Annotated in this window: 17 protein-coding genes and 1 pseudogene; 9 read left to right on the plus strand and 9 right to left on the minus strand. The window is 54.5% G+C overall.

Going from position 1 to position 22,597, the window contains the following annotated elements:
* Positions 1–91: 91 nt before the first annotated feature.
* Positions 92–1,507: a glucuronate isomerase gene (gene uxaC, locus BM155_RS08370; RefSeq protein WP_067150723.1), complete on the minus strand. Its 1,416-nt coding sequence runs from the start codon at positions 1,505–1,507 to the stop codon at positions 92–94.
* A gap of 254 nt (positions 1,508–1,761) precedes the next feature.
* Here uxaC and BM155_RS08375 point away from each other — a divergent pair, with 254 nt between their 5' ends.
* The 6 genes from BM155_RS08375 (at position 1,762) to BM155_RS08400 (ending at position 7,640) form a co-directional block, all read left to right on the plus strand.
* Positions 1,762–2,718, plus strand: coding sequence for a sugar kinase (locus tag BM155_RS08375; RefSeq protein WP_254773155.1), 957 nt, complete (start codon positions 1,762–1,764; stop codon positions 2,716–2,718).
* Positions 2,719–2,840: 122 nt separating this feature from the next.
* On the plus strand, positions 2,841–3,821 hold the full coding sequence (locus BM155_RS08380; RefSeq protein WP_437438171.1) for a TRAP transporter substrate-binding protein: 981 nt from the start codon (positions 2,841–2,843) through the stop codon (positions 3,819–3,821).
* A 90-nt stretch (positions 3,822–3,911) separates the two neighbouring features.
* Positions 3,912–4,427 carry a TRAP transporter small permease gene (locus BM155_RS08385; RefSeq protein WP_074902381.1) on the plus strand — a complete coding sequence of 172 codons (516 nt, stop codon included), beginning with the start codon at positions 3,912–3,914 and terminating at the stop codon, positions 4,425–4,427.
* 16 nt (positions 4,428–4,443) lie between these two features.
* Positions 4,444–5,745 carry a TRAP transporter large permease gene (locus BM155_RS08390; RefSeq protein WP_067150726.1) on the plus strand — a complete coding sequence of 434 codons (1,302 nt, stop codon included), beginning with the start codon at positions 4,444–4,446 and terminating at the stop codon, positions 5,743–5,745.
* A gap of 386 nt (positions 5,746–6,131) precedes the next feature.
* Positions 6,132–7,115, plus strand: a complete 984-nt coding sequence (locus BM155_RS08395) for a right-handed parallel beta-helix repeat-containing protein (RefSeq protein ID WP_217641469.1) — start codon at positions 6,132–6,134, stop codon at positions 7,113–7,115.
* A gap of 135 nt (positions 7,116–7,250) precedes the next feature.
* Positions 7,251–7,640, plus strand: a complete 390-nt coding sequence (locus BM155_RS08400) for a VOC family protein (protein WP_074902383.1) — start codon at positions 7,251–7,253, stop codon at positions 7,638–7,640.
* Positions 7,641–7,721: 81 nt separating this feature from the next.
* Here the strand turns inward: BM155_RS08400 and BM155_RS08405 are convergent, their stop codons facing one another.
* The 5 genes from BM155_RS08405 to groES form a co-directional block, all read right to left on the minus strand.
* Entirely contained in the window at positions 7,722–8,813 is a 1,092-nt protein-coding gene (locus BM155_RS08405; RefSeq protein WP_074902386.1) for a pectinesterase family protein, read from the minus strand.
* A gap of 377 nt (positions 8,814–9,190) precedes the next feature.
* The gene (locus BM155_RS08410; RefSeq protein ID WP_074902388.1) at positions 9,191–11,191 is read right to left on the minus strand and encodes a pectate lyase family protein; all 2,001 of its coding nucleotides are present in this window, start codon (positions 11,189–11,191) and stop codon (positions 9,191–9,193) included.
* 162 nt (positions 11,192–11,353) lie between these two features.
* A complete protein-coding gene (locus BM155_RS08415) occupies positions 11,354–12,934 on the minus strand; it encodes a pectate lyase family protein (protein WP_067150735.1) in 1,581 nt (526 codons plus the stop codon).
* A 436-nt stretch (positions 12,935–13,370) separates the two neighbouring features.
* On the minus strand, positions 13,371–15,005 hold the full coding sequence (gene groL / locus BM155_RS08420; RefSeq protein ID WP_067150738.1) for a chaperonin GroEL: 1,635 nt from the start codon (positions 15,003–15,005) through the stop codon (positions 13,371–13,373).
* Positions 15,002–15,316: a co-chaperone GroES gene (gene groES / locus BM155_RS08425; RefSeq protein WP_067150741.1), complete on the minus strand. Its 315-nt coding sequence runs from the start codon at positions 15,314–15,316 to the stop codon at positions 15,002–15,004. The genes groL and groES overlap by 4 nt, the downstream gene beginning before the upstream one ends.
* A gap of 252 nt (positions 15,317–15,568) precedes the next feature.
* On the opposite strand from groES, the gene BM155_RS08430 reads away from it, so the two are divergent.
* Positions 15,569–16,165, plus strand: coding sequence for a hypothetical protein (locus BM155_RS08430; RefSeq protein WP_074902390.1), 597 nt, complete (start codon positions 15,569–15,571; stop codon positions 16,163–16,165).
* Between the two features lie 216 nt (positions 16,166–16,381).
* Here BM155_RS08430 and BM155_RS08435 read toward each other — a convergent pair whose 3' ends face one another.
* Positions 16,382–17,080 (minus strand): DUF4919 domain-containing protein, encoded by a 699-nt coding sequence (locus BM155_RS08435; protein ID WP_074902393.1) that lies wholly within the window; start codon positions 17,078–17,080, stop codon positions 16,382–16,384.
* Between the two features lie 463 nt (positions 17,081–17,543).
* On the opposite strand from BM155_RS08435, the gene BM155_RS08440 reads away from it, so the two are divergent.
* Together BM155_RS08440 and BM155_RS17545 are read left to right on the plus strand one after the other, a co-directional pair.
* Positions 17,544–18,467, plus strand: a complete 924-nt coding sequence (locus tag BM155_RS08440; protein ID WP_083421126.1) for a sialate O-acetylesterase — start codon at positions 17,544–17,546, stop codon at positions 18,465–18,467.
* A gap of 325 nt (positions 18,468–18,792) precedes the next feature.
* Positions 18,793–19,496: pseudogene (locus BM155_RS17545) on the plus strand (IS3 family transposase); the annotation flags it as partial.
* Positions 19,497–20,381: 885 nt separating this feature from the next.
* Here BM155_RS17545 and BM155_RS08455 read toward each other — a convergent pair.
* Positions 20,382–21,869 (minus strand): class I SAM-dependent DNA methyltransferase, encoded by a 1,488-nt coding sequence (locus BM155_RS08455; RefSeq protein ID WP_074902399.1) that lies wholly within the window; start codon positions 21,867–21,869, stop codon positions 20,382–20,384.
* Positions 21,866–22,597, minus strand: a complete 732-nt coding sequence (locus tag BM155_RS08460) for a Fic family protein (RefSeq protein ID WP_083421128.1) — start codon at positions 22,595–22,597, stop codon at positions 21,866–21,868. The genes BM155_RS08455 and BM155_RS08460 overlap by 4 nt, the downstream gene beginning before the upstream one ends.

Raw genomic sequence — 22,597 nt, forward strand, 5'->3', positions numbered from 1 at the left:
TTTCCGGGACTCGGTGGATGTCCGCGATCATTTGGCTGGTGTTTTACCGGTTCGATCGCGGACACTGCTATATGCACGGGCGTTTGCCCAATCACAATTTATAGGCCCGTTTGGCCAGTGCGTAACTCAGGTCGTGTGCCAGCTCGAAGGCTTCATCTTCAGCCAAGCGGTGCTCGGCCACCAGTTGTGCCAGCCAAGTGCAGTCCATGCGCCGCGCGACATCGTGACGCGCGGGAATAGAAAGGAAGGCTCGGGTATCGTCATTGAATCCGACGGTATTGTAGAAACCCGCGGTCTCCGTCACCTGTTCGCGGAAGCGGCGCATCCCCTCGGGACTGTCGTGGAACCACCAGGCGGGCCCGAGTTTCAGCGCTGGATAGTGTCCCGCCAGGGGCGCCAGTTCGCGGCTATAGCTGGTTTCGTCCAGCGTAAAGAGGATTACCGTCAGGTCCGGTTCGTTGCCGACGGCTTCCAGAAGTGGGCGCAGGGCGTGGACATAGTCGGTGCGCGACGGAATATCTGCGCCTTTATCGCGGCCGTAGCGCTCAAATATCAGTGGATTGTGGTTGCGCACGGAGCCCGGATGGATCTGCATGACCAAACCGTCTTCAAGACTCATGCGCGCCATTTCCGTGAGCATCTGGCCGCGGAACAACTCCGCGTCTTCGGCGCTGGCGTTGCCTTTGCGTACCCGGTTGAACAGGGCTTCTGCCTCGCTGCGATCCAGGTTGGCCGTGGTTGCAGTGGGGTGACCGTGGTCAGTGGAAGTCGCACCCATCCCTTTAAAGAATTCCCGCCGGTTGCGCAACGCCGCCAGATAGCCCGTGTAATTGCCGGTGTCCTCGCCGGTGATTTCCGCCAGCCGGTCCAGATTATCGGTAAAGGACTCATAGTCCGGGTCGAGCACCGGGTCGGGGCGGAAGGCGGTGATCACGCGTCCACTCCAACCACTCTCCTTGATTTTTTGATGGTGGCGGAGATCGTCGAGCGGTGATTCGGTGGTGGCGATTACCTCGATCCTGAAACGTTCGAACAGTGCCCTTGGCAGGAATTCCTCCTTTTTCAGGCAGCTGTCGATAGCTTCGTAATAGTAGCCTGCGGTTGTGCTATCCAGCGCCACGTCCAGTTCGAAAACATCGTGGAACACACTGTCCAGCCAGATCCTCGAAGGGGTGCCGCGGAAGAGGTGGTAGTTATCCGCGAAGAGCTGCCAGATAGCGCGCGGGTCATCTTCCACCGGCGTGCCGTCGCGGCTGGGAATACCGAGGCGCTCCAGGGGAATGCCCTGACTGTACAGCATGCGGAACACGTAGTGGTCCGGTTTGATCAGTAGTTGGGCGGGGTTGCCGAAGGGTTGGTTGTCTGCAAACCAGGCCGGGTCTGTGTGGCCGTGGGGACTGATAATCGGCAGGTCTTTGACACTCTCGTAGAGCCTGCGGGCGATATCTCGAGTGAGCTTATCCGCCGGAAACAGGCGGTCGGGATGCAGGTGCAGAGGGCGCGTCATAGGCATTGCTCTTGTTATGAATCCGGTTTCCTAAGATTAACCCGGCCTGGCGGCCGCGAAAAAAACCCGCCCCGTGGAGGGGCGGGGGGCATCTGCGGCATAGCCGATAGGGCATGCCGCCAAGGGCGTGGAGAAACCCAGCCGCATCAGACTGGAGTTGTCATACTGCCAAAAATTGGTTATACCAGTCAACCTTAATGGTAAGGCCTTGGTGCCAGGCAGTGTTTGCCGGAGAGAACAGTAAGGAGAAAGTCGTGAAAATAGCCGCTCTGGGAGAAGTGATGGTGGAGCTGGCGCCCCAGGAAACAGCGCCGGGCGGTGCGCCGCTCTACGCGCAGGGCTTTGCCGGAGATACCTACAACACCGCTGTCTATATGGCCCGCAGCGGCCTGCCGGTGAGCTACGTGACGTTGCTTGGCGACGACCTTTTCAGCGAGCAGATGCTGGTGGCGATGAAGGGCGAAGGTATTGATACCAGTGTTATCGAGCGATTGCCGGGGCGTTGTCCGGGGCTTTACACGATACAGAACAGTGCCGATGGCGAACGCTACTTCACCTACTGGCGCGGCGAATCAGCGGCGCGGGAACTCTTCTCCGGCGCCCGTTCCCGCGAGCGCCTGCAAATCTATTTACAGGGGATGGATTATCTCTATCTCACGGGAATAACATTGGCAATAATGGGGTTGGAGGCGCGTAAGCACTTGCTTACATTTCTCGCTGACTTCCGCAGTGCTGGCGGTCGCGTGGCGTTTGACAGCAACTTCCGGCCGCGCCTTTGGCGCTCCAAAGACGAAGCCCGCGAGACCCTGTCCGCCTGTCTGCGGCAGGCCGATATCGCTCTGCTGACGCTGGAAGACGAGCAGGCCCTGTGGGGCGACCGCAATGCCGGCCGCTGTATCGAGCGCAACAGTCGTCACGGGGTGGAGGAGCTGGTGCTGAAGCGGGGGGCGGAGCCCGTCTTACTGCAATACGATGGTGAGCTAAACGCCATCCCCGTACCGCCCGTGCAGGATATCGTTGATACCACGGGCGCCGGCGACGCCTTTAACGCGGGGTACCTGGCGGCGCGTCTGCAGGGGTGGGAGCCGGCGCGTGCCGTCATTGCCGGCAACCGCTGTGCGGCGGCGGTCATTCGCCACCGCGGCGCCATTATCCCGGCGGCGGACTGCTTTCCGGAGGACAGACCGCCTGCGGAGGCGGCACACGCTTAGCAGTAAAACGGCATTGCAGCCGGCTGCCGACGCGGCTAGAATGGTAAGGCCAATTTGGCCTGCCATTGCGTGCGATGCTGGCCATACCTGTAGCGATAATAATAGAGAACAGGTGCTCAGACATGATGATGAGAAAACTGCCGCTGAGGCTGGCGGTGTTGGTTCTGCTGCTGTCGATCGGCAGCTGCGGTCTCGAACAGCCGCAGACGGTACTGAAGCTGGCCCACACCCTGGACCAGCAGCACTCTGTCCACCGTGCTATGGAGTTTATGGACGAGCGCCTGCAAATGTTGTCCGGCGGCAGCATGCGCATTGATATTTATCCCGGTGGACAATTGGGCAGTGAGCGGGAGCTGATCGAGCTGCTGCAGATCGGCAGTCTGGCAATGACCAAAGTTTCGGCCAGCCCCATGGAGGGGTTTGTGCCGGAGCTGAAAATATTTAACCTCCCCTACGTTTTCCGCGACGCCGATCATTTCTGGGCTGTGCTGCAGAGCGATATCGGCCGCAAACTGCTGCTGGCCGGAGAGCGTGCGCGCCTGCGGGGTCTCGGCTACTTCGATGCCGGCAGCCGTAGCTTTTATGTCAATGACAAGCCCATTTACACTCCGGAAGATCTGAAAGGTCTGAAGATCCGTGTACAAAACAGTCAGACCGCCATCAAGATGGTCAACACCCTCGGTGGCGCAGCTACTCCCGTAAGCTGGGGCGAGCTCTATACGGCGCTGCAGCAGGGTGTGGTGCAGGGCGCGGAAAACAATCCCCCAAGCTTTTATCTCTCCAAGCACTATGAAGTCTCCCGCTATTACACCCTGGATGAGCACACCTATGTCCCGGACATGCTGCTAATTTCCACTGAGGTGTGGAAAAAACTCAATGCCCGGCAACGGGCCTGGCTGCAGCAGGCGGTGGATGAGGCGGTGGATTACCAGCGCACCTTGTGGCAGGAGTCCACGCGCGAATCACTCGCCGCGGTTGAGGCGGCCGGGGTGAAGGTGATTTACCCGGACAAGCAGCCGTTTATCGACGCTGTGAAGCCGCTGCACGCGAGCTTCGCGGGTACGGAAGTCGGTGATCTGCTAGCGCAGATAGCGCGCCTGTAATAAATATTTTGCAGGGTGTATTGCGCCTGCGCACGCGCTCGAGGAAGCAACCGCACAACACAATAAATAAAAGGTAACGCAGCGATGATAATGCAAAGAATTGACCGACTGCTGGAGCTGCTGCTCGGCGGCCTGCTGGCCTTGATGGTGTTGGATGTCAGCTGGCAAATACTCACCCGCTTCCTGCCGATGAGCCCCAGTTCCTATACAGAGGAGCTGGCCCGGTACCTATTGATCTGGATCGGTATACTGGGCGCTGCCTATGCCTACCGGAAAAAATCGCACTTGGGAATCGATCTGCTTACCAAGGCGCTGCCGCGCAGGCTGCGCAAAAAGGTGGAGTTTCTGACGCTTGCCCTGTGCTTCACTTTTGCCGCTGCCGTCATGGTGTTCGGCGGTGTTCAATTAATGATGCTCACCTTCGAGTTGGATCAACTGTCCGCCGCGCTGAATATTCCGATGGGATATGTATACGCGGTAATCCCGCTATCGGGGGGATTAATTTGTCTTTACTCCTTGCATCAGTTGCTGCAACTACTGGGCGTAACTGGTGCTGCTGAGGATCACGCAGGGCGTCCGGAAGAAACCGCTTCGGTTCAAGGGTAGGAGTCAGGAGAAGATTATGGAAATTTCTGTTGCCGTACTGTTGATCAGTTTCCTGGTCCTGCTCGCGCTCAACGTCCCCATTTCCGTCAGTATTGGCATTGCCACACTGCTGACCATGTTGGTTACCATCGACCCGCTCCCGGCACTGATTACCATGGCCCAACGGATGGCGTCCGGTATTGATAGCTTTGCGCTGTTGGCAATACCGTTCTTTATTCTGTCCGGCTTGTTGATGGGAAGTGGTGGTATTGCCCGTCGTATCATTGCCTTTGCGCGGGTATTGGTCGGTATGCTGCCCGGTGGCCTGGCATTTGTGAACATTATCAGTTGCACACTGTTCGGTTCCATTTCCGGTTCCGCGGTGGCTGCCACTTCGGCGATCGGCGGTTTTATGATTCCTTCGATGAACAAAGAGGGATACGATAAAAATTTCAATACTGCGGTAACCGTCGCCTCGTCCACCACCGGATTGCTGATTCCGCCGAGCAATATTTTGATTGTTTTCTCTCTTGCCAGCGGTGGCGTCTCCATTGCCGCACTCTTTATCGCCGGTTATTTGCCGGGGCTAATACTGGCGCTGGGTCTGATGATTGTATGTGGTATTTGGGCCAAGGCCAAAGGCTATCCGGTGGGCGAAATAACACCTTGGCGCGAAGCTCTGGCCAAAACGCTCGACGCTGTCCCAAGCCTCTTCCTGGTAGTTCTGGTGATCGGCGGTATTATCAGCGGGATCTTCACTGCCACCGAGGCTAGCGCAATCGCTGTGCTCTACTCTCTATTGCTATCTGTGGTGGTTTACCGGGAAGTCAAGGTAAACCAGCTGCCGGGAATACTGGTGAAGGCAGTCGAAACCACGGCGATCGTGATGTTTTTGATTGCCGCTTCCTCTGCGATGTCTTGGATACTGTCTTATGAAAATATCCCCCAGACCATCAGTCGGGCACTGATCACCATCAGTGAAAACCCGCTGCTGATACTGCTGACGATCAATCTAATATTGCTGGCGGTGGGTGCCTTTATGGACATGACTCCGGCGGTATTGATATTTACACCGATTTTTCTGCCAGTTGTCACTGAACTGGGAATGTCGCCTTTGCAGTTCGGTATAGTGATGATTCTGAACCTGTGCATCGGTCTGTGTACTCCCCCCGTGGGCAGTGTACTGTTTGTCGGTGCCAGCATATCCAAAACTTCGATCACCAGCTTGATAAGGCCTTTGTTACCCATGTACGCCATGATGTTCCTGGTACTTGTGCTGGTGACTTATGTACCCGCCATTAGCGAGTATTTGCCGAGAGCATTGGGACTGATTGATTAGTTTGGGTGTTTCCGGGTGTCGCTGATAGTTCCGTGATGTCCAGGGGAGAAGAAGTCATCAGAGCCCTAGGAAATATATAAACAATAACTAGAACCCAATCTGGGGGTAATTCCATGGCAAACGTTTTTCGCTGCTGGCCTCTACTGTTACTGTTTTTCGGAGCACAGCTTCATGCCAGTGCAATGGGTCTAGAAGGGCTTTCCGGGTTTGGGCTTGATACCCCTGGAGGGCTGGGTGGAGCAGTGATCCGGGTAACCAATCTAAACGCCGATGGTCCCGGCTCCCTGCGCGCGGCCCTTGAAGAAAAAAGACCTAGGATAATTGTTTTTGAAGTAGGTGGAGTGATAGATCTTCGCCGGAAAAATCTCAGTATTAAGGCGCCGTTTGTGACTATTGCCGGGCAGACGGCACCGTCCCCTGGAATTACATTGATTCGCGGCGGGATCAGTATCCGCACACACGACGTGCGCATTCAGCATATTCGGGTGCGTCCCGGTGATGCCGGTCAACCTCCGCGCAGTGGTTGGGAGCCGGACGGCATCAGTGTATCGGGTGCCGGTGCATACAATGTGCATATCGATCACTGTTCGGTGAGTTGGGCAGTGGATGAAAATATTTCCGTATCTGGTCCTCGCACGCTCGGGCCGGAGCACACCGCGCGCAAGGTGACAATCAGCAACTCCATTATCGCTGAAGCACTGGACTATGCGAGCCACCGAAAAGGGCGCCATTCAAAAGGGTTGCTGGTGCATGACTTCGCCCGCGAAGTAGCAGTTATCGGCAACCTTTTCGCGCACAATGCGCGGCGAAACCCCTACTTCAAAGCCAATACCATTGGGGTTGTGGCCAACAATTTGATCTATAACCCGGACTCTGCGGCAATCCAGCTTGGCTATATCGAGGACGAGTGGCGGGAAGCCGAGTTCTCTCCGGAAACCCCCCGGGTATCCGTTGTGGGGAATTTACTCTACTACGGCCGCGATACCTACAGTGATTTGGCACTGGTGGCCTATCAGGGCGATGCTTTTCTCGAAAACAACCGCGTATACAATCTCGACGATGGGCTGATGAATATTGTCCAGGGAAATATCCGTAAACTGGATCGCAAGCCTTCCTGGCTCGAGGGTTTTACACCGAGAGATCCGGAAGCGCTGGTCGAGTATTTGGTCAATCATGCGGGCGCGAGACCCAAAGATCGGGACCCGGTGGATCGGAGAATCATCGAGTCGTTTATTGCCCGTCAAGGGCGGATTATCGACAGCCAGCAGCAGGTAGGGGGTTACCCCAAAAGTGAACCCAGTTACAGGCCACTTACGGTGCCCGAAGACGTCGGCGCCTGGCTGGAAAAATTGGCGCGGGACATCGAATAGGGCGTTTCTAATTATGTCGCATCCAGCCGATATTGAGACTTCGAAAGCAAGTGAGAAGCTCCGGTGATGGGATGGACGCATCCAGACGAACGACATACACATGTAAATGAATCTGAGGTCCCATAGGAGTTTTCAGTGAAAATCGAGCATTTCGCCTTTAATGTGGCCGATCCGGTGGCGGTAGCGAATTGGTATAGCGAACATCTCGGAATGCGCGTGGTTCGCGCCCTTAATGAGGTGCCCCACACGCATTTTCTCGCCGATAGCAGTGGCTCCGTTATGATAGAGATCTACAATAATCCCGCCGACCAAGTACCAGCTTACGGAGAAATGGACCCCTTAATTTTGCACTTGGCATTTGTCAGCGAACAACCGGAGGTCGACCGCTTACGGCTGGAGGAAGGAGGGGCCAGTTTTGTGGATGAGGTGCGTTTGAAAGACGGTTCACATTTGGTAATGATGCGGGACCCCTGGGGACTGGCGATACAGCTATGCAAGCGGGGAACCCCGATGCTGCCTGCCTGATCCCCCATCCTATTTCGGTTATTTCTGATTTCTTCCGGGTGCGTAGCGGCCCGAGCCGCGAACGCACCCAACCAAATGCCCCTAAAACGTATGGAATATTGGCGTCCAGCCATTGAGAATCTTTTTCCGCACAAATTTTTCCGCTTGTCTTTCGCTTAACTGGCGCCGGGTGGATGTAATTTTGGCACCGGGGCCGTAGTTTTGGTACTCAAAAAAACGGGCGTCCTCAGGCGTGAATAGCGCGCTTTTGGTTCCGTCCCTGGCGGTACCGCGCATAGAGGCCCAGCCTGATGCGGCGATATGGCTGTCCATATACGTTTGGATAAATACGCTGGAACCAATCGCTTCCGGATCGGCGTAGCGGCCGTCGGGAAAGGTTGTTGTGGGATGCCATGGGCGCCCCAGAGGAACGGAGTCATCCGGTACCCCCTGTTCTTTGAGCAAGCGGCAACGGATAAATATCAACCCAAAAGCATTGTGGATATTGGTACTGGGTGCAGTGATATACCCGCTGGTTGTCATTTTTCGGCCCCGTACACGGCTAATGATGTCACTGTTTTCAAATAGCGCTGTACCAGCGCCGAAGATAAAATCCACATTGCCTTCTATTCTGCTTTCCGTGAAATAGCTTCGCCCGGAATTGGCATACAGCGTGTCTTGAAAGCCGGAGATCTGGACTCTGCGAAAGGCCGCGCGGTCGGAATTTTTGTCTATGGCGAGAGCCACCGCCTGGGTGCCGTGAATTTTATTGGTCGCATCGGCATCCAGCGCATCGTTGGCGAGAAAGTCAAAGCTGTTTTCGATGGTCAGATTTTCGGCGCGGAAGTCCGGGGCCGTCACCGTCAGAGTGGCGGAGCGGAAGGTGCCCCAGGTTTCCTCGGAGCCGGGTATTTTTTGTGCCGCGTAAGCGTCGTGTGTGATGATGGTCCCTTCCCGGGACTCACCGATCAGGGTGATATTGGGCTTGTCGACCGTTAGTTTTTCTTTGTAATTACCATTGCGGATAAAGATTAAATAGGGCTTTTTGGAGGCAGAAGGTGCGGCCTCAAGTGCCGCGCCCACACTGGTGTAACTTCCGTGCACGCCAGCCGCATCGACCACGGCGTGATAATTCTGGGCTGCTGCGCTGGAGTGGAAAAAAATAAACAAAGCGGCGGCGAATAAATAACGCATTTTGTGCTCCGGGTAATTGATAAAAGATCAGCCTGTCGGGAGCTGCTATTCTTGGGCGATTTGTGGGATTTCCCTGCGGGAAATATTTCATCATTCCTGTATGTGCACTGTTTTTGCGCTTGCTAAAAGCGTCTTCCTAGGGGGAAAGTCGTTCCAGATATAGCGAAAAAAAGCACCGAATATATAGTCTATTGATATTTTTCAGATCACTTCAAGCGGTTCGATAAGTGTGACAATGCCTCCTGCATTTTCCCGACTCGATAGTGACGGTGACTGACCGAGTCGGTTAGTGGCCAGATAAGACACAGCGCTGATTTCTGCACACAAAAAAAAGGCGCCCAGGGGGCGCCAAGAGCTTGCCGAATATGGAGACTCGGCTACTGACAGGGGATCTCACCCAGGCCGACCACATAGTTGATGTCGTGAGCCAGGGGGGAATTGAAGGGGGCGCGGCGGCCTTTGCCAGCAGTGGCACTGATGTAGTCCACCAGATCTTGCCCTGCGGGTAACCAGTGGGCTTGAATGGCGTCGCGGGACCTTTGCGTGTAGTTTTGGCTGAGATTGCCCACGGATCCGGACGCGTCAGTGATCTCACGCACGTAGGCGCTGTCCAGGTTACATTGGGCGTCGGAGAACCAGACGCGGGAACCTTCGCTACGGAAGTTACCTCCACCCACATCTCGTGCCAACTGTGCGGCGCGCTCGTCCAGTGCGGCGTGCGGATCACTTTTTTCCTGGTGGTCGCGGTTGATCAAAAACGCGTTGTCCTCCCACAGCACACTGGCGCCCACGCGTACACTGAGTACATCTTTGCGGTAGTTCATGAACAAATTGTTGAACATATGCGAGGTTCCGCGCCGAATCAGCGGTACGCGCCGCAGTGTGTTGCCCAGTGTGGAATAGTGGTCGTCGGTGGTGACGAAGGCGTTGTGATGCATGGTGGTGGTGATTTGCTCGTTAATCGTACGGCTATCACTGGAGCCATGCAGGGTTGCCCGCTTTACATTTACCAGGCGGTTGAAGGACATGGTGATGTCGTAGGCACCCACTTTCACGTCAAACGCCGAATCGCCGGTGGTATCAAAGGTATTTTTGTGAATCCAAATATCGTGGGAGGCTCCGGTGGAGCGGATCATATCGGGGTCCAGACCGTGGTCTTCGGTGTGCCCTGCGCCGCGGAAATCCAGATGCGTGAGGATGACGTTTTCCGCAGTCTGGGTGGGCTGTCCGGAACTGTCCTTGCCGATGGCAAAGCCACTGAAGCGGAAATAGGCTTTGCTGAGCCGACCGTCGATAGTTTTGTTGGAACCGATCACCGGGTTGCGGATCGGCAGGTTTTTATCGTTCAGCCGCTCGTTAAAGAATTCATCCAGGCAGGACTGGCCGGAACCATAGCCCTTGGCGGCGCACCATTGCCGGTAGTCGATGCACTGAGCCTGGGTGCCGTCGATGGCCGCCTGTACGGAAGCGTCACCGCAGTGAGTGCGATACATGGCGATCTCGGTTTCCTGGGCAAAATCAAATTTGTCGAACACAATCCAGTTGTGCGTGTCGCCGCTGATGGCGTCGAGAATCTGCTGTTCTACGGAGCGGCCCTGGGGATCATTTTTTGTAATGACAGTTAGTTTGCTGCTACCGCCCGGGTCGTAACCTCCGAGAGCGTTTTCACCGTAGCCGAGTGCGCGACCAAGGGTGTCGGACAGGCACTTGACGATTTTCTGATCCGTATCCAGTTCGGAGGAATCGCGCCAATTGACGTTTGGATCGGTGGCGAGGGTGTAGCAGGCATTGCTGATTCCACCACTGCTACTGCTGGATGAGCCGCCGCTGGAACTGGAGGAGCTGGAGCTGCTGGAGGAACCTCCACTAGAGCTACTGGAGGATGAGCCGCCGGAGCTGGAACTTCCCGACGAGGAGCTACTGCCCCCGCTCGCATTGTAGATCTCGAATTCGGCAATCCGCGGTGCACTGGTGGCGCTGTCGATCATCAGGTCGATTTTGTTCATGGATACATTGCCGAGATAAACCTGCATGGCCGATCCTATGCCGTTGCCGGATGCCAGCTCTGCGCCGGTGTCGTGGTTGAGCAGGCGCCACCCCTGTACTGCGTTGCCTATCTCGCGAATGATCACCGTATTAAAGCTTCCGCCAAACTTTTTTGCAGAAATGCGTTCGCCGCTGGAAGAGCGGGGTTGCCAGTAGGTTTGCAGGTTGCCATCGACCGCATTGCCATAACTGGTTCCGCTGGCTTTGCTGCTGCCATCGGCACCACCGGACAGTGCTAGGTTTGGGCCCAGATCTTGAGCCGAGGTCCAGACCGACATTAACCCGCCGAACAATGCGCCGAGCACTGCCGGAATTTTTGTATAAGTTTTCATAGGATTATCGGAATTGGTGTTTATCGGTAAGGCAGGCGCCCGAGACGGGCGCCTTGATCCTGTGAGAATGAAAGGTATTAGTTATTGTTGTCTTCGGCATTTTCCCGCAGTTACGGTGTGGATGCGCCGCCACTACGGGAACTGTCCAAAGAGGGGCCAGAGTTACTGGGACGCATTGTAGACCTCGAATTCTGCGATCCGCGGCGCGCTGCTGGCACTGTCGATCATCAGATCGACTTTTTTCATGGAGACATTGCCGACATAGATTTTTTTGGACGACCCTATACCGTTTCCGGACGCTAGTTGTGCTCCGGTATCGTGGTTAACCAGGCGCCAATTCTGTACAGCGTTACCGATTTCGCGAATGATCACGGTATTGAAATTATCGCCGAATTTTTTCGCGGAAATACGCTCGCCACTGGAAGAATTGGGCTGCCAGTAGGTTTGCAGGTCGCCGTCCACCGCATTGCCATAGCTGGTACCGCTGGCCTTGCTGCTACCATCGGCATCGCCGGAGAGCGCTAAGTTCGGACCCAAGTCGGAGGAACCGCCGCTGGAGCCACCGGATGAAGAGCCTCCGGATGAAGAGCCTCCAGATGAAGAGCTACCGCTAGATGAGGAGCTGGAACTGCTGGAGGAACCGCCGCCGGAAGAAGAACCGCCCTGACTTTGGCAGTTGCCGTCGGAACGCAGCATACCTTTGTTGGCACCGGCGGTGGCCAGCACAATTTGTGGTACACAACCGGCGTCGTCTAGCTTGTAAGAATAGGGAATGCTGATTGAGGTTGTTGACTTCGGATTCGGACCCGCCGGATGGTTTTTGTCCTTATCGTTAGTCCAGGTGATATTGGAGTAGATGTTGCCGCGCACATCCCAATATCCCATATCGTTGGTGTAGAAGGTTCCCAATACATCTTTGGAGTCTTCAAAATAATTATTTTCCGCCTTGATACGTCCGCCAATCCGCGGATTCATGCCCGACTTCTTAATACCCCGGAAGTGGTTATTAAAGGAGTGGGCAGTGCCGTGGCGCAACAGCGGCGTCCGCGAATCCAGGTTTTCGTACAAGTTGTGGTGGAAGGTGATCGGCCCATTATCGCTGTCGCTATCGCTGGAACCGACCAGACCACCGCGGCCGGAGTTGCGCAAAATGCTGTAGGAGAGGGTGACGTATTTGGTGGAGGCTTTTATATCGAAAAGTGCATCGTAGCCTTCACTCTCACCGCCCGAGGCCTCCAGGGTCAGGTGGTCTGCCCACACATTGCGGACATTGCTCTCCATACCGATAGCGTCGCCGCCGTTAGATGTCGGCGAGCCGGATTTCTTCACATTGCGCACATGCAGATTCTGCAAAATGATGTTTGAAGAATTGCGCAGGTGGATACCTATTTGATCGAAAAGGGCACCCCTGCCGACACCAATAATCGAAATATTGCTGACATCTTTTATCTCGATTTTATCGTCGGCGGTGTTACAGCTGCTGCCGGAGACCTTGCTGGTGTTGCCGTGATTAATTGTCCCTTCGACGTGAATAATAATTGGAGTGCTTTTGGATGCACGGTTGCACAGCGCCTTGTGAATCTCGGTGCCGGTGGTGGCGTAGACGACTTGGCCTCCTGCACCGCCGGTAGTACCACCGTTCAAGGTTGCATAACCCACTGGTTGTGCCGACGCCCATGTCGGCGCTAGCAGACTGCCCAGCAGCGCACCGAGCGCCACCGGAATTTTAGTTTTCGCTTTCATCTGACCTTCCGTGTTTATTGGTTATTTATCGGAAAGATGATCACTACTGCGGCCGGTCTGGGTGCTGCTGGGACCTTACCAGCCAATCATCATCGCTGAACTACTTCCCCATGTGGGGTGGATACTTTTGGCCTGCCGACGTGAAATTTTTGGCAAGACCAAAAGTGAAAAAGAGGTTAGTCAGGTGTAATTTTTTTGTAAAGCCTATTTGTGGGTTTTGGCTTGAAGTACTACTTTGGGTGACGGAATTGTGCGATTCCGCACGTCTTCTGGTTGATAGGGGCGCCAAAAGGGCAGCTCATCGGAGTCGGGGTTGTAGGGGCGAAGGTTTGGCAATGTGATGGGATGAGGCGGGAGGTGTGCTGCTCTGGTATCGAGTGTAGTGCATTGAGAGGTAGGCAAAAAAAGGGGCCCTGAGGCCCCCTGAGATAAAGCTTTATGCAAAATCCGGTGCGGGAGGTGTTGTACCCTGGTCTTTGTTCTCGCTGGGTCTGTCCGCCACCATCACTTCGGTAGTCAGCATCAGGCCTGCGATAGATGCGGCGTTCTGCAGCGCAGAGCGGGTGACTTTGGCTGGGTCGATAATCCCGAGTCCGATCATGTCGCCATACTCGCCGGTCTGGGCGTTGTAGCCAAAAGCCTGGTTGTTGTCGGAACGCACCTTCTCCAGTACCACGCTGCCGTCTACGCCAGCGTTGGCGACAATCTGGCGGAAGGGTTCTTCCATGGCGCGCAAGGCGATCCTGATGCCTACCTGTTGGTCGTCATTGGCGCCCTTGAGGTCGGACTTGCGCAATTCGTCGGCAATGCGTACCAGGCTGACACCACCGCCGGGCACTATGCCTTCTTCCACAGCAGCGCGGGTTGCGTGCAGGGCATCGTCTACCAGATCCTTCCGCTCTTTCATTTCCACTTCCGTGGCGGCACCGACCTTGATCACGGCCACACCGCCGGCCAGCTTGGCCACGCGTTCCTGCAGTTTTTCGCGGTCGTAATCGGAAGTGGATTTCTCGATTTCGGCGCGGATCTGGGCGACGCGCGCATCGATATCGGCTTTTTGGCCGGCACCATCGACAATAGTGGTGTTTTCCTTGCCAATCACCACTCGCTTGGCGCTGCCCAACTGCTCCAATTCCACCTTCTCCAGCGACAGCCCTACTTCCTCGGAGATCACGGTGCCGCCAGTGAGGGTGGCGATGTCCTGCAGCATGGCCTTGCGGCGGTCGCCGAAGCCGGGCGCTTTTACCGCGGCCACCTTGAGAATGCCGCGCAAGTTGTTGACCACCAGGGTGGCCAGGGCCTCGCCTTCGATATCCTCGGCGATCACCAGCAGTGGGCGGCTGGCTTTGGCCACGGATTCGAGCAGCGGCAGCAGGTCGCGGATATTGCTGATCTTTTTGTCGAACAGCAGGATGTAGGGGTTTTCCAGCTCGGCCTGCATTTTGTCCTGGTTGGTGACAAAATAGGGCGACAGATAGCCGCGGTCGAACTGCATTCCTTCAACCACTTCCAGTTCGTTCTGCAGCGACTTGCCCTCTTCGACGGTGATCACCCCGTCGCGACCCACCTTCTCCATGGCCTCCGCCAGAATTTCGCCGATATCTGTGTTCCAGTTGGCGGATACAGTGGCCACTTGGCCGATGGATTTACTGTCGTCACAGGGCTTGGACAGTTTTGATAGCTGTTCGGTGGCGGCCTTCACGGCGGCGTCGATACCGCGCTTCAGATCCATGGGGTTCAACCCGGCGGCGATCGCCTTGTGGCCCTCGCGCAGCATTGCCTGTGCCAGCACAGTGGCGGTGGTGGTGCCGTCACCGGCCACATCGGCGGTTTTGGAAGCCACCTCCTTGACCATCTGCGCGCCCATATTTTCGAACTTGTCCTTTAGCTCGATCTCTTTGGCCACGGATACGCCATCTTTGGTCACCCGCGGCGCGCCGAAACTTTTGTCCAGCACCACGTTGCGGCCCTTGGGGCCGAGGGTGGCTTTTACCGCGTTGGCTAGGATATTGACCCCGGCCAGCATACGTTCACGGGCATCGTCAGAAAACTTTACAACCTTCGCACTCATGCGGCTTTCTCCTCAACCTCTGCGTTGTCCAGTACGGCCAGAATGTCGGATTCCTTGACGATCAGGTAATCCTCACCGTCGATTTTCACTTCGGTGCCCGCGTACTGCCCAAACAGGACCCGGTCACCGACCTTCACGGTTAGCGGGCGCAGCTCGCCGCTGTCCAGCGGTACCCCGTCGCCCACGGCGCAGACTTCGCCCTGGGTCGACTTTTCGGCGGCCTTGTCCGGAATCACAATGCCGCCTTTGGTGGTGGTTTCTGCAGGAAGACGTTTGACAACCACCCGGTCTTGGAGCGGTTTGATTTTCATTGGGGTTCCTCCCATAAACAATTGCGAATATTGCCGAAGCAGAAATCACAATAAGTGCGGAAGACGCGGCCGCGGGCAGACCGCCCCGGCCCCTTCCGAGCGGCAAAATAAGAGCGCGCAAAGTCATTTCAAGGGGTGGGTCAGCAAAATTTTTATGATTTTTTCGTATAAAAAACGCGGCTTTGAAAATGGAATGTTTCTAGGTCCGGTCCGCGCTTTTCGATAGTCTGGGGAAGTGTAGGAGGTGTGTATATGTCCCTGGTGCAACAGCCTGTTTTTGAAATGACCCTGGCCGAATACTTTCGCGAGCGGCTGGAGGAACTCGGCCGCCGGATGGCGCCGCCACCCCACGAAGATACCCTCTGGTACACTGCCAATATGTTGGCCCGTTTCGGTGACAGCGATCAACTGTTCAGCTACGACCACGGTGAAGTGGACATCCGCCCGCTGGCTCTGCTGTATAAAGACGCCCACGAGGCCGAGGATATGCGTCAGCGCTGCCTGATACTGCGTCAATTGGGTGACTCAGCCCTGTTCCTCGGCGCCCTTTTTCCGGAAAATTTCGAGCGCCGGGGAATACTCAGGGACTACTTCGTGGGTATGGGCGGCGGTGCCTACGATTACCTTTCAGAGAACGCCCGGCACAACCGGCATATCTTTTCCGAACTGGCCGCCATGTTCGCGCGCATGCTCGATCTGGTTGCCCGCGCCTGTGCCCGGCAGAAACTCTTCGACGCCGCCGACGTCCTGAACCTCTACCAACGCTGGCGCCAAACCCGAGACCCGCACTTGGCACGGCAGCTGAGAGACCTGGGCATTAATTTGCCGGAGTCGGATGTGTTGCATTGATGGCAGGTGGCTAGACAGCGTAAAACTCTGCTCTGCCTGAAGTATTCGGGTAGGAAGAAGCAGTACAGAGTTATGTTTGAAAAGCTTTCTTGTGTGCTACTCCTGACGAAGGAATAACCCACAAGAGATCGCCAACTGACTCTCCAAAAGGCTATAGCGAATTCAGGAGCGCTCCGGCGAGCGCATCAAAACGCTCCTTAAAAGGCGGAGGAAGCATTACTGAAAAGAGGATGCCCCCTTGACCCACTGATGGGTAATATTGAAATAGAGCTTGAATTCATCTCCGGTTTGCGGATCTCGAACGCCCATCAGATCGAAAACACCCTCTTCACCGTTCAACAGTGCCTGATCGATAATCTCCAACCCCTGTAGTTGCAGAAAAGCGCGGAGTTCCGGCGTGCTATAGGTGTGGAAAGCGCTTTCCATTTTCTTGCCGTCACCAGTGGACCAGATGGCTTCGATAAATCCATTCAACGCAAGTTTATGTACTTCTCCTCTTTCTGTATTGCCGCTTTCCATATTGCAGGCCATGCCGAGAAAATGGCCGGGCAGACTGGTGTAATTGGCCTTCACTATCTCGTTTGCGGCATTGATACATGCGGCCCAGTCACTCTTGTTCAAAGATTCAAACCCCGTTTCCACAAGGCTGGAAGTTGGATCAAAATACGGGAAGTATTTTGAAGAGTTGGCATAGGCTTCTCGTACGCGCTGGAAGTCTTTTGGCTCGGCCTTACTGCCTTTGTTTTTCAGAATTTCCAGAGCCTGTTGGTAATTGCTGTCCCCAATATCTTCGGCATGTGTAGGGGCGGCGTCGTCTGTGGTGTTATCTGCCTGAGAGGGCTCGATAGCCCCCTGGGGATTGGTAACTGCACATCCGCAAATCAATAAAAAAACAATGAAAATATAATGCTTCATAATGGTGTTCCACAATTTATTCTTCTTTCTCGAGCCACATTGGATAAAGATTATCTATTGCAGCTTGTGCAAATTGGTACTACGTCGGTCCAGGATGAATCACCATGGGTTGATCATTCGTTCTGTTTGCGAATAGGCGCCATTGCTCCACTGGATGATTAACAAACAGGAGGGTGGGGCGTTTGCCAGCCTAAATGCCCCGGCTGGTATACGCAAGCGGTTTTCTTGCTGCTGCAGCGCGAACATCGGCATAGGGTGGGAGAGTGACGCTTGGAAAGGATTCAGTTGATAGGGGGATGTAAGCCGAGCCATTGACTGCATCCATCAGTCATCGCGCACCGCAATGAAATTAGTTGGCCCAAACCACTGAATTTTGCTATTAATAGCCACCTTTGTGCGCTTATTTGACGGCAATAATGCCAAAACCGGCAGATCCGTAGCAACACTACCATAGGAGTAAATAATGAGGTATGTCAAAAAACTTGTCGCTGCGCTGGGCTTATGCATCGGCAGCACAGGATTTGCCGCTACCGAAGGCAATACTTACAGACTCTACTTTTTAGGTGGCCAGTCGAACATGGAGGGGTATGGGTATACCAATGAACTGCCAAAAGGCGCATTTAAAGCCAATGACAGGGTGAAGATTTTTGCCGGTCAGCCAGCCCTGGATAACCAAACCCATGGCGGCGTCGGCCTGTGGCAAACACTGGAACCGGGCTTTGGCACAGGTTTTAAAACGGACGGCAAGAAAAACATGCACTCCGGACGCTTTGGCCCCGAACTCTTTTTTGGCCAGGTAATGGCCAACACTTACCCGCAAGAGCGCATCGCCATTATTAAATACGCCGTCGGTGGCACAGGCCTGGCTCAAGGGGTTGGCTACGGAAACTGGCATCCGGACTTCAATGAAGGCGCCGGGCTGAACCAATACGACCACGCCTTAAAAACCCTGCGAAACGCCTTTGCAGATCGAGATATTGACGGCGATGGTGCCCCCGATACCCTGGTCCCTGCAGGGATCGTATGGATGCAAGGCGAGGCCGATGCCTTTGATAGCCAGGCAGCCGCCGACGACTACCGCGCAAACCTGCAACGCTTAATGGATTTACTGCGGGCCGCACTGCGCGTGGATGACCTGCCCGTGGTTATTGGCAAAATCACCGACTCCGGAATGAGCGAAGACGGCACAGTGATGGACTACATCAAAACCGTACAAGACGCTCAGCGAGACTACGTAAAAAGTGACACCTGCGCCGCCTACATGACCGCCACCGAAGACTTCGGTTACCTAGACGACGGCTGGCACTACAATACCGAAGGCTTTATCCGCATGGGCACCGAATTTGCCAAGGCGATGAGTAAACTGGAGGAGAAATGCGGTAAATAATGCGCTGATATGTGGCTTAGCTGACGATGTATGCAGGGCAGAGTGTAAACATGGATGCCCTGCATGAAAATTTGCAAATTTTGTTTGAAGTCAAGATTAATACGGAATTAGCCAGCCTCAAAAGTTACAAATTCTTCGCTTTCTATGACGTTAGCTGTCATCGCCTCTCCATAATTTGCAGTAAAAGTGCATGAACTGTTTCCGTATATGGCACCTAAATTGATTGGGGTCAGTTGCGGAGCCTATTGCCGTCCTAATGACCTGCTCCCCACTTTCTAGTCCACTTCAATCCTAGTAATGTTCATCACCAATGAGGACGATGAACATGAAGAAACGTTTTACTGAAGAACAAATTATCCCAATCTTGAAGGAAGCTGAGGCCGGTATCCCGGTGAAAGAGCTTTGCCGCAAGTACAGTATTTCGGATGCCACTTTTTACACCTGGCGTAAGAAGTATGGAGGTCTGGAGGTATCTGAGGCCCGGCGGCTCAAGGCCTTGGAACAGGAGAATGCCCGCCTTAAGAAGCTGCTGGCGGAGTCTCTATTGGATCAGGAAGCATTGAAGGCTGCCCTTAAGGGAAAGTACTAACCGTCGGCAACAAGCGCGAGGCCGTACAAATCATGCGGTCGGAAACGACTATCTCAGAACGTAGGGCCTGTTCGCTCGTCGGGTTATCTCGCGCGTCCATGCGATACCAGTCCAAAAAGGCTACAGAGTCTGAACTGGCTGAACGTATCAAGGAAATAGCACTCGAGCGACGGCGATTCGGCTACCGGCGAGTGCACCAGATGCTGCGTCGGGAAGGGCTGAAAGTGAACCATAAGAAGGTCTATCGGTTATATCACGAGGCGGGACTAGCCGTCCGCAAACGTAGGCGTCGCAAGGGCGTTATGGTTGAGCGACAGCCTCTATCGCTACCGGAAACCCCGAACCATACGTGGTCGATGGACTTCGTGATGGATGCTCCGGCCAGTGGACGTCGCATTAAATGTCTGACCATTGTCGATGACTTCAGAAAGGAAAGTCTCGCTACTAATAACGGACTCTAGAGCGAAAGTTTTCACTAACTGGGGCTGGTTGTTCATAGCTTATCCACAGAAAACTGCATAGTTATTCTACTTGAATTAGCCAATTCACCACATTATCTTGATGCCTGTTAGAAGGGTTGCCACAAGATATTGGGTTTTCAAGCCCGGTAGCTTGGACGGTGCGTAGTACTTCTGGCCTGCTGAAAAGAAAAAAGCCCAAATGAAGCGCCAACTTCAAGAGGGCTTTCGGATGTTCCAGCAGTCGCTGGTAGCTGGCCTGATCGGTAGCTACTTACGATTGTGGAAGCGAGTTAAGCGTGGATAGTCTAGTCATCTTTTGATGATGACGTCAAATATCGGTAGGTGGTACGTTTGCCCTCCCAATATAGACTGTTCAATTCGCCGCCCTCTCGTATTTGGTTTCTTTCAGGCGCAGCTATCTATGTTTAATGTTTAGAATGGGTTTCAGCCATGAAAAAGCCATTTATTTGCTCCGAATGTGGAGAAATCTGCAATGTTAGATTCGTCGCGTTTATTACTACGAAAAGTGGAGAAAGACTCTATGCGAGACAGAGAGGGAAGAAAGCTTGGCCTTTGCCAGACTGTGTTTGTGGTAAGAAGCTTTAACTATAAATGTTATGGTATTCAAGGAGTCTGAATTAGTGGGCGGGTATTCCCCGCCCTTTTGGTGGGTACATAATATTTAACACTATCTGATCTGCCCAAAGAGTGCCTCGAATTACCCCGCTGTGCTTGTTTTTCAGAGTGGGGTTTGTGTCTGCACGATTAATACGATTGATATGGCTTAATCGATTGGAGCTATAAAATTAAATTGAGCTGATAAATTTTGGGGTACTTTAGTGCCCAGCAATAACATCGTGGATTTTACTTTGCGGATAGGTCATTTAGAACTTCTCTAAAACTGTTCAATCCAGCTTCCAAATTCTCAATAATCTCCTCAGCCAGCTCATCCGGCTCCGGCAGGTTATCCAGATCGGTCAGGCTCTTATCCTTGAGCCAGAAGATATCCAGGCTGGTCTTGTCGTGGGCAATCAGCTCGTCATAGCTGTATTTGCGCCAGCGACCTTCCGGATTGTTTTCCGGATGCCAGGTTTCCTGCCGCTCGGCCGGGTTTTGCGGGTTATAGCAGCGGATGAAGTCCTGCAGATCTTCAAACCGCATGGGCTTTTTCTTCAGGGTGTGGTGAATGTTGGTACGGTAATCATAGAACCAGACTTCTTTGGTCCAGGGTTCCGGGCTGGCCGGGCGGTTGTCAAAAAAGATCACATTTGCCTTGACGCCCTGGGCGTAGAAGATGCCGGTCGGCAACCGCAGGATGGTGTGCAGATTGGTGGTTTCCAGCAGCTTGCGGCGGATGGTTTCTCCGGCACCGCCTTCAAACAGCACATTATCCGGCACCACCACGGCGGCCTTGCCGGTGGTTTTCAGCATGCTGCGGATATGCTGCACAAAGTTGAGCTGCTTGTTGGAGGTTGTGGCCCAGAAGTCCTGCCGGTTATAGGTCAGCTCGTCGGTTTCCTGCTCACCCTCCTCGTTGGTAAAGCTCATGGAGCTTTTCTTACCAAAGGGTGGATTGGCCAGCACATAGTCCACGCTGACCGGACTGGGCGCCACAAGGGCGTCGTTGGGAGAAACCAGACTGTCGCCGTCGATCTCGCCGATATTGTGCAGGAACATGTTCATCAGGCAGAGCCGGCGGGTATTGGCGACAATCTCGTTTCCGTAAAAGGTACTGTGCTTGAGGAACTGTTTCTGTTCCCTGTCCAGATTGTAGTTATCCGGATTGGTCAGGAAGTCATAGGCGGCGAGGAAGAAACCGCCAGTGCCACAGGCCGGGTCGGCGATGGTTTTCCCCGGTTCCGGGCGCACACACTCCACCATGGTCCGGATCAGGGCCCGGGGCGTAAAGTACTGCCCCGCACCGGACTTGGTGTCTTCCGCGTTCTTCTCCAGCAATCCTTCATAGATATCACCCTTGATATCAGCGCCCATCACCAGCCAGTTGGTGCTGTCGATCATGTCGATCAGGCGATAGAGCTTGGCCGGGTCCTGAATCTTGTTCTGGGCCTTGGTAAAGATCTGCCCCAGCATACCCTTACGGCTGCCCAGCTGCCGCAGCAGCTCCACGTAAAGCACTTCCAGCTCCGCGCCTTTTTTGCCCTTAAGCGCCGGCCAGCTGTACTTTTTCGGAATGCCTACATCCCGGTTGTAGGGCGGTTTTGAATACTCATCCGCCATTTTCAGGAAGATCAGGTAGGTGAGCTGTTCCAGATAGTCGCCGTAACCTACGCCATCGTCGCGCAGGGTGGTACAGAAACTCCAGACTCGGGAAATAATGGAAGCAGTGTTCATGAATGTTTGTTCCTGGCAGCAAGCAATTGTTTGCCTGTATGGGTTAATCGGTATTTTTGCAACCGGCTACGGGGCTTGTCGGGTATGGTACGTTCAATAACCTTTTGCTCCAGTGCCGGCGTCAGATAAGCTTTTCGGAAATGCTCGGCATTTTTCAGACCCAATGCCGTCATCAAGTCAGCCCGGCTCATCTCACCCTCAAGTGTGACAAGCAGGCGCTCAACTTCCGTGGTGACTTCCGTGGTGACTTCCGTGGTGACTTGCTCCGCCGCGGCAAACCCCTCATGTACCGGCAGGCGCACCAGAAAATAACTGCGCTCCTCATCGGTTTCAAATACGGGCTCCGGTGAGCCGTTGGCACGCATCACACGAAGGATTTTGGGTATTCCGGTAGAGCGGCCTTCGGTCAGGTCCAGTTCCTTCAGGAATTCGCCAATCCGGCGGTTACGGTAGCGACGGCTCACCGCCCGTCCGGCCTGCAGGTCTGCCAGTCGAATGGAGCGGTCAGGCCCGGGAAAACTGAGCACTACCAGTTCACGGTTATCAATGCACCCTCTATCCACCGTGCGGCGGTGGAGCTGGTCGTGGATGTTGATGGGGGGGTATCTGTCACAGTGTGCCTGTTCAAACGTGATACTTTTCTTGGCAACGAAATGCGCGGGTGTGCATTCAATACAGCTCTTTAAAGGCTGCATTCGTCTAGTTTTGTCTAAATCTGTGGTAACCAT

Source organism: Microbulbifer thermotolerans, assembly GCF_900112305.1.
Classification (GTDB): Bacteria; Pseudomonadota; Gammaproteobacteria; order Pseudomonadales; family Cellvibrionaceae; genus Microbulbifer; species Microbulbifer thermotolerans.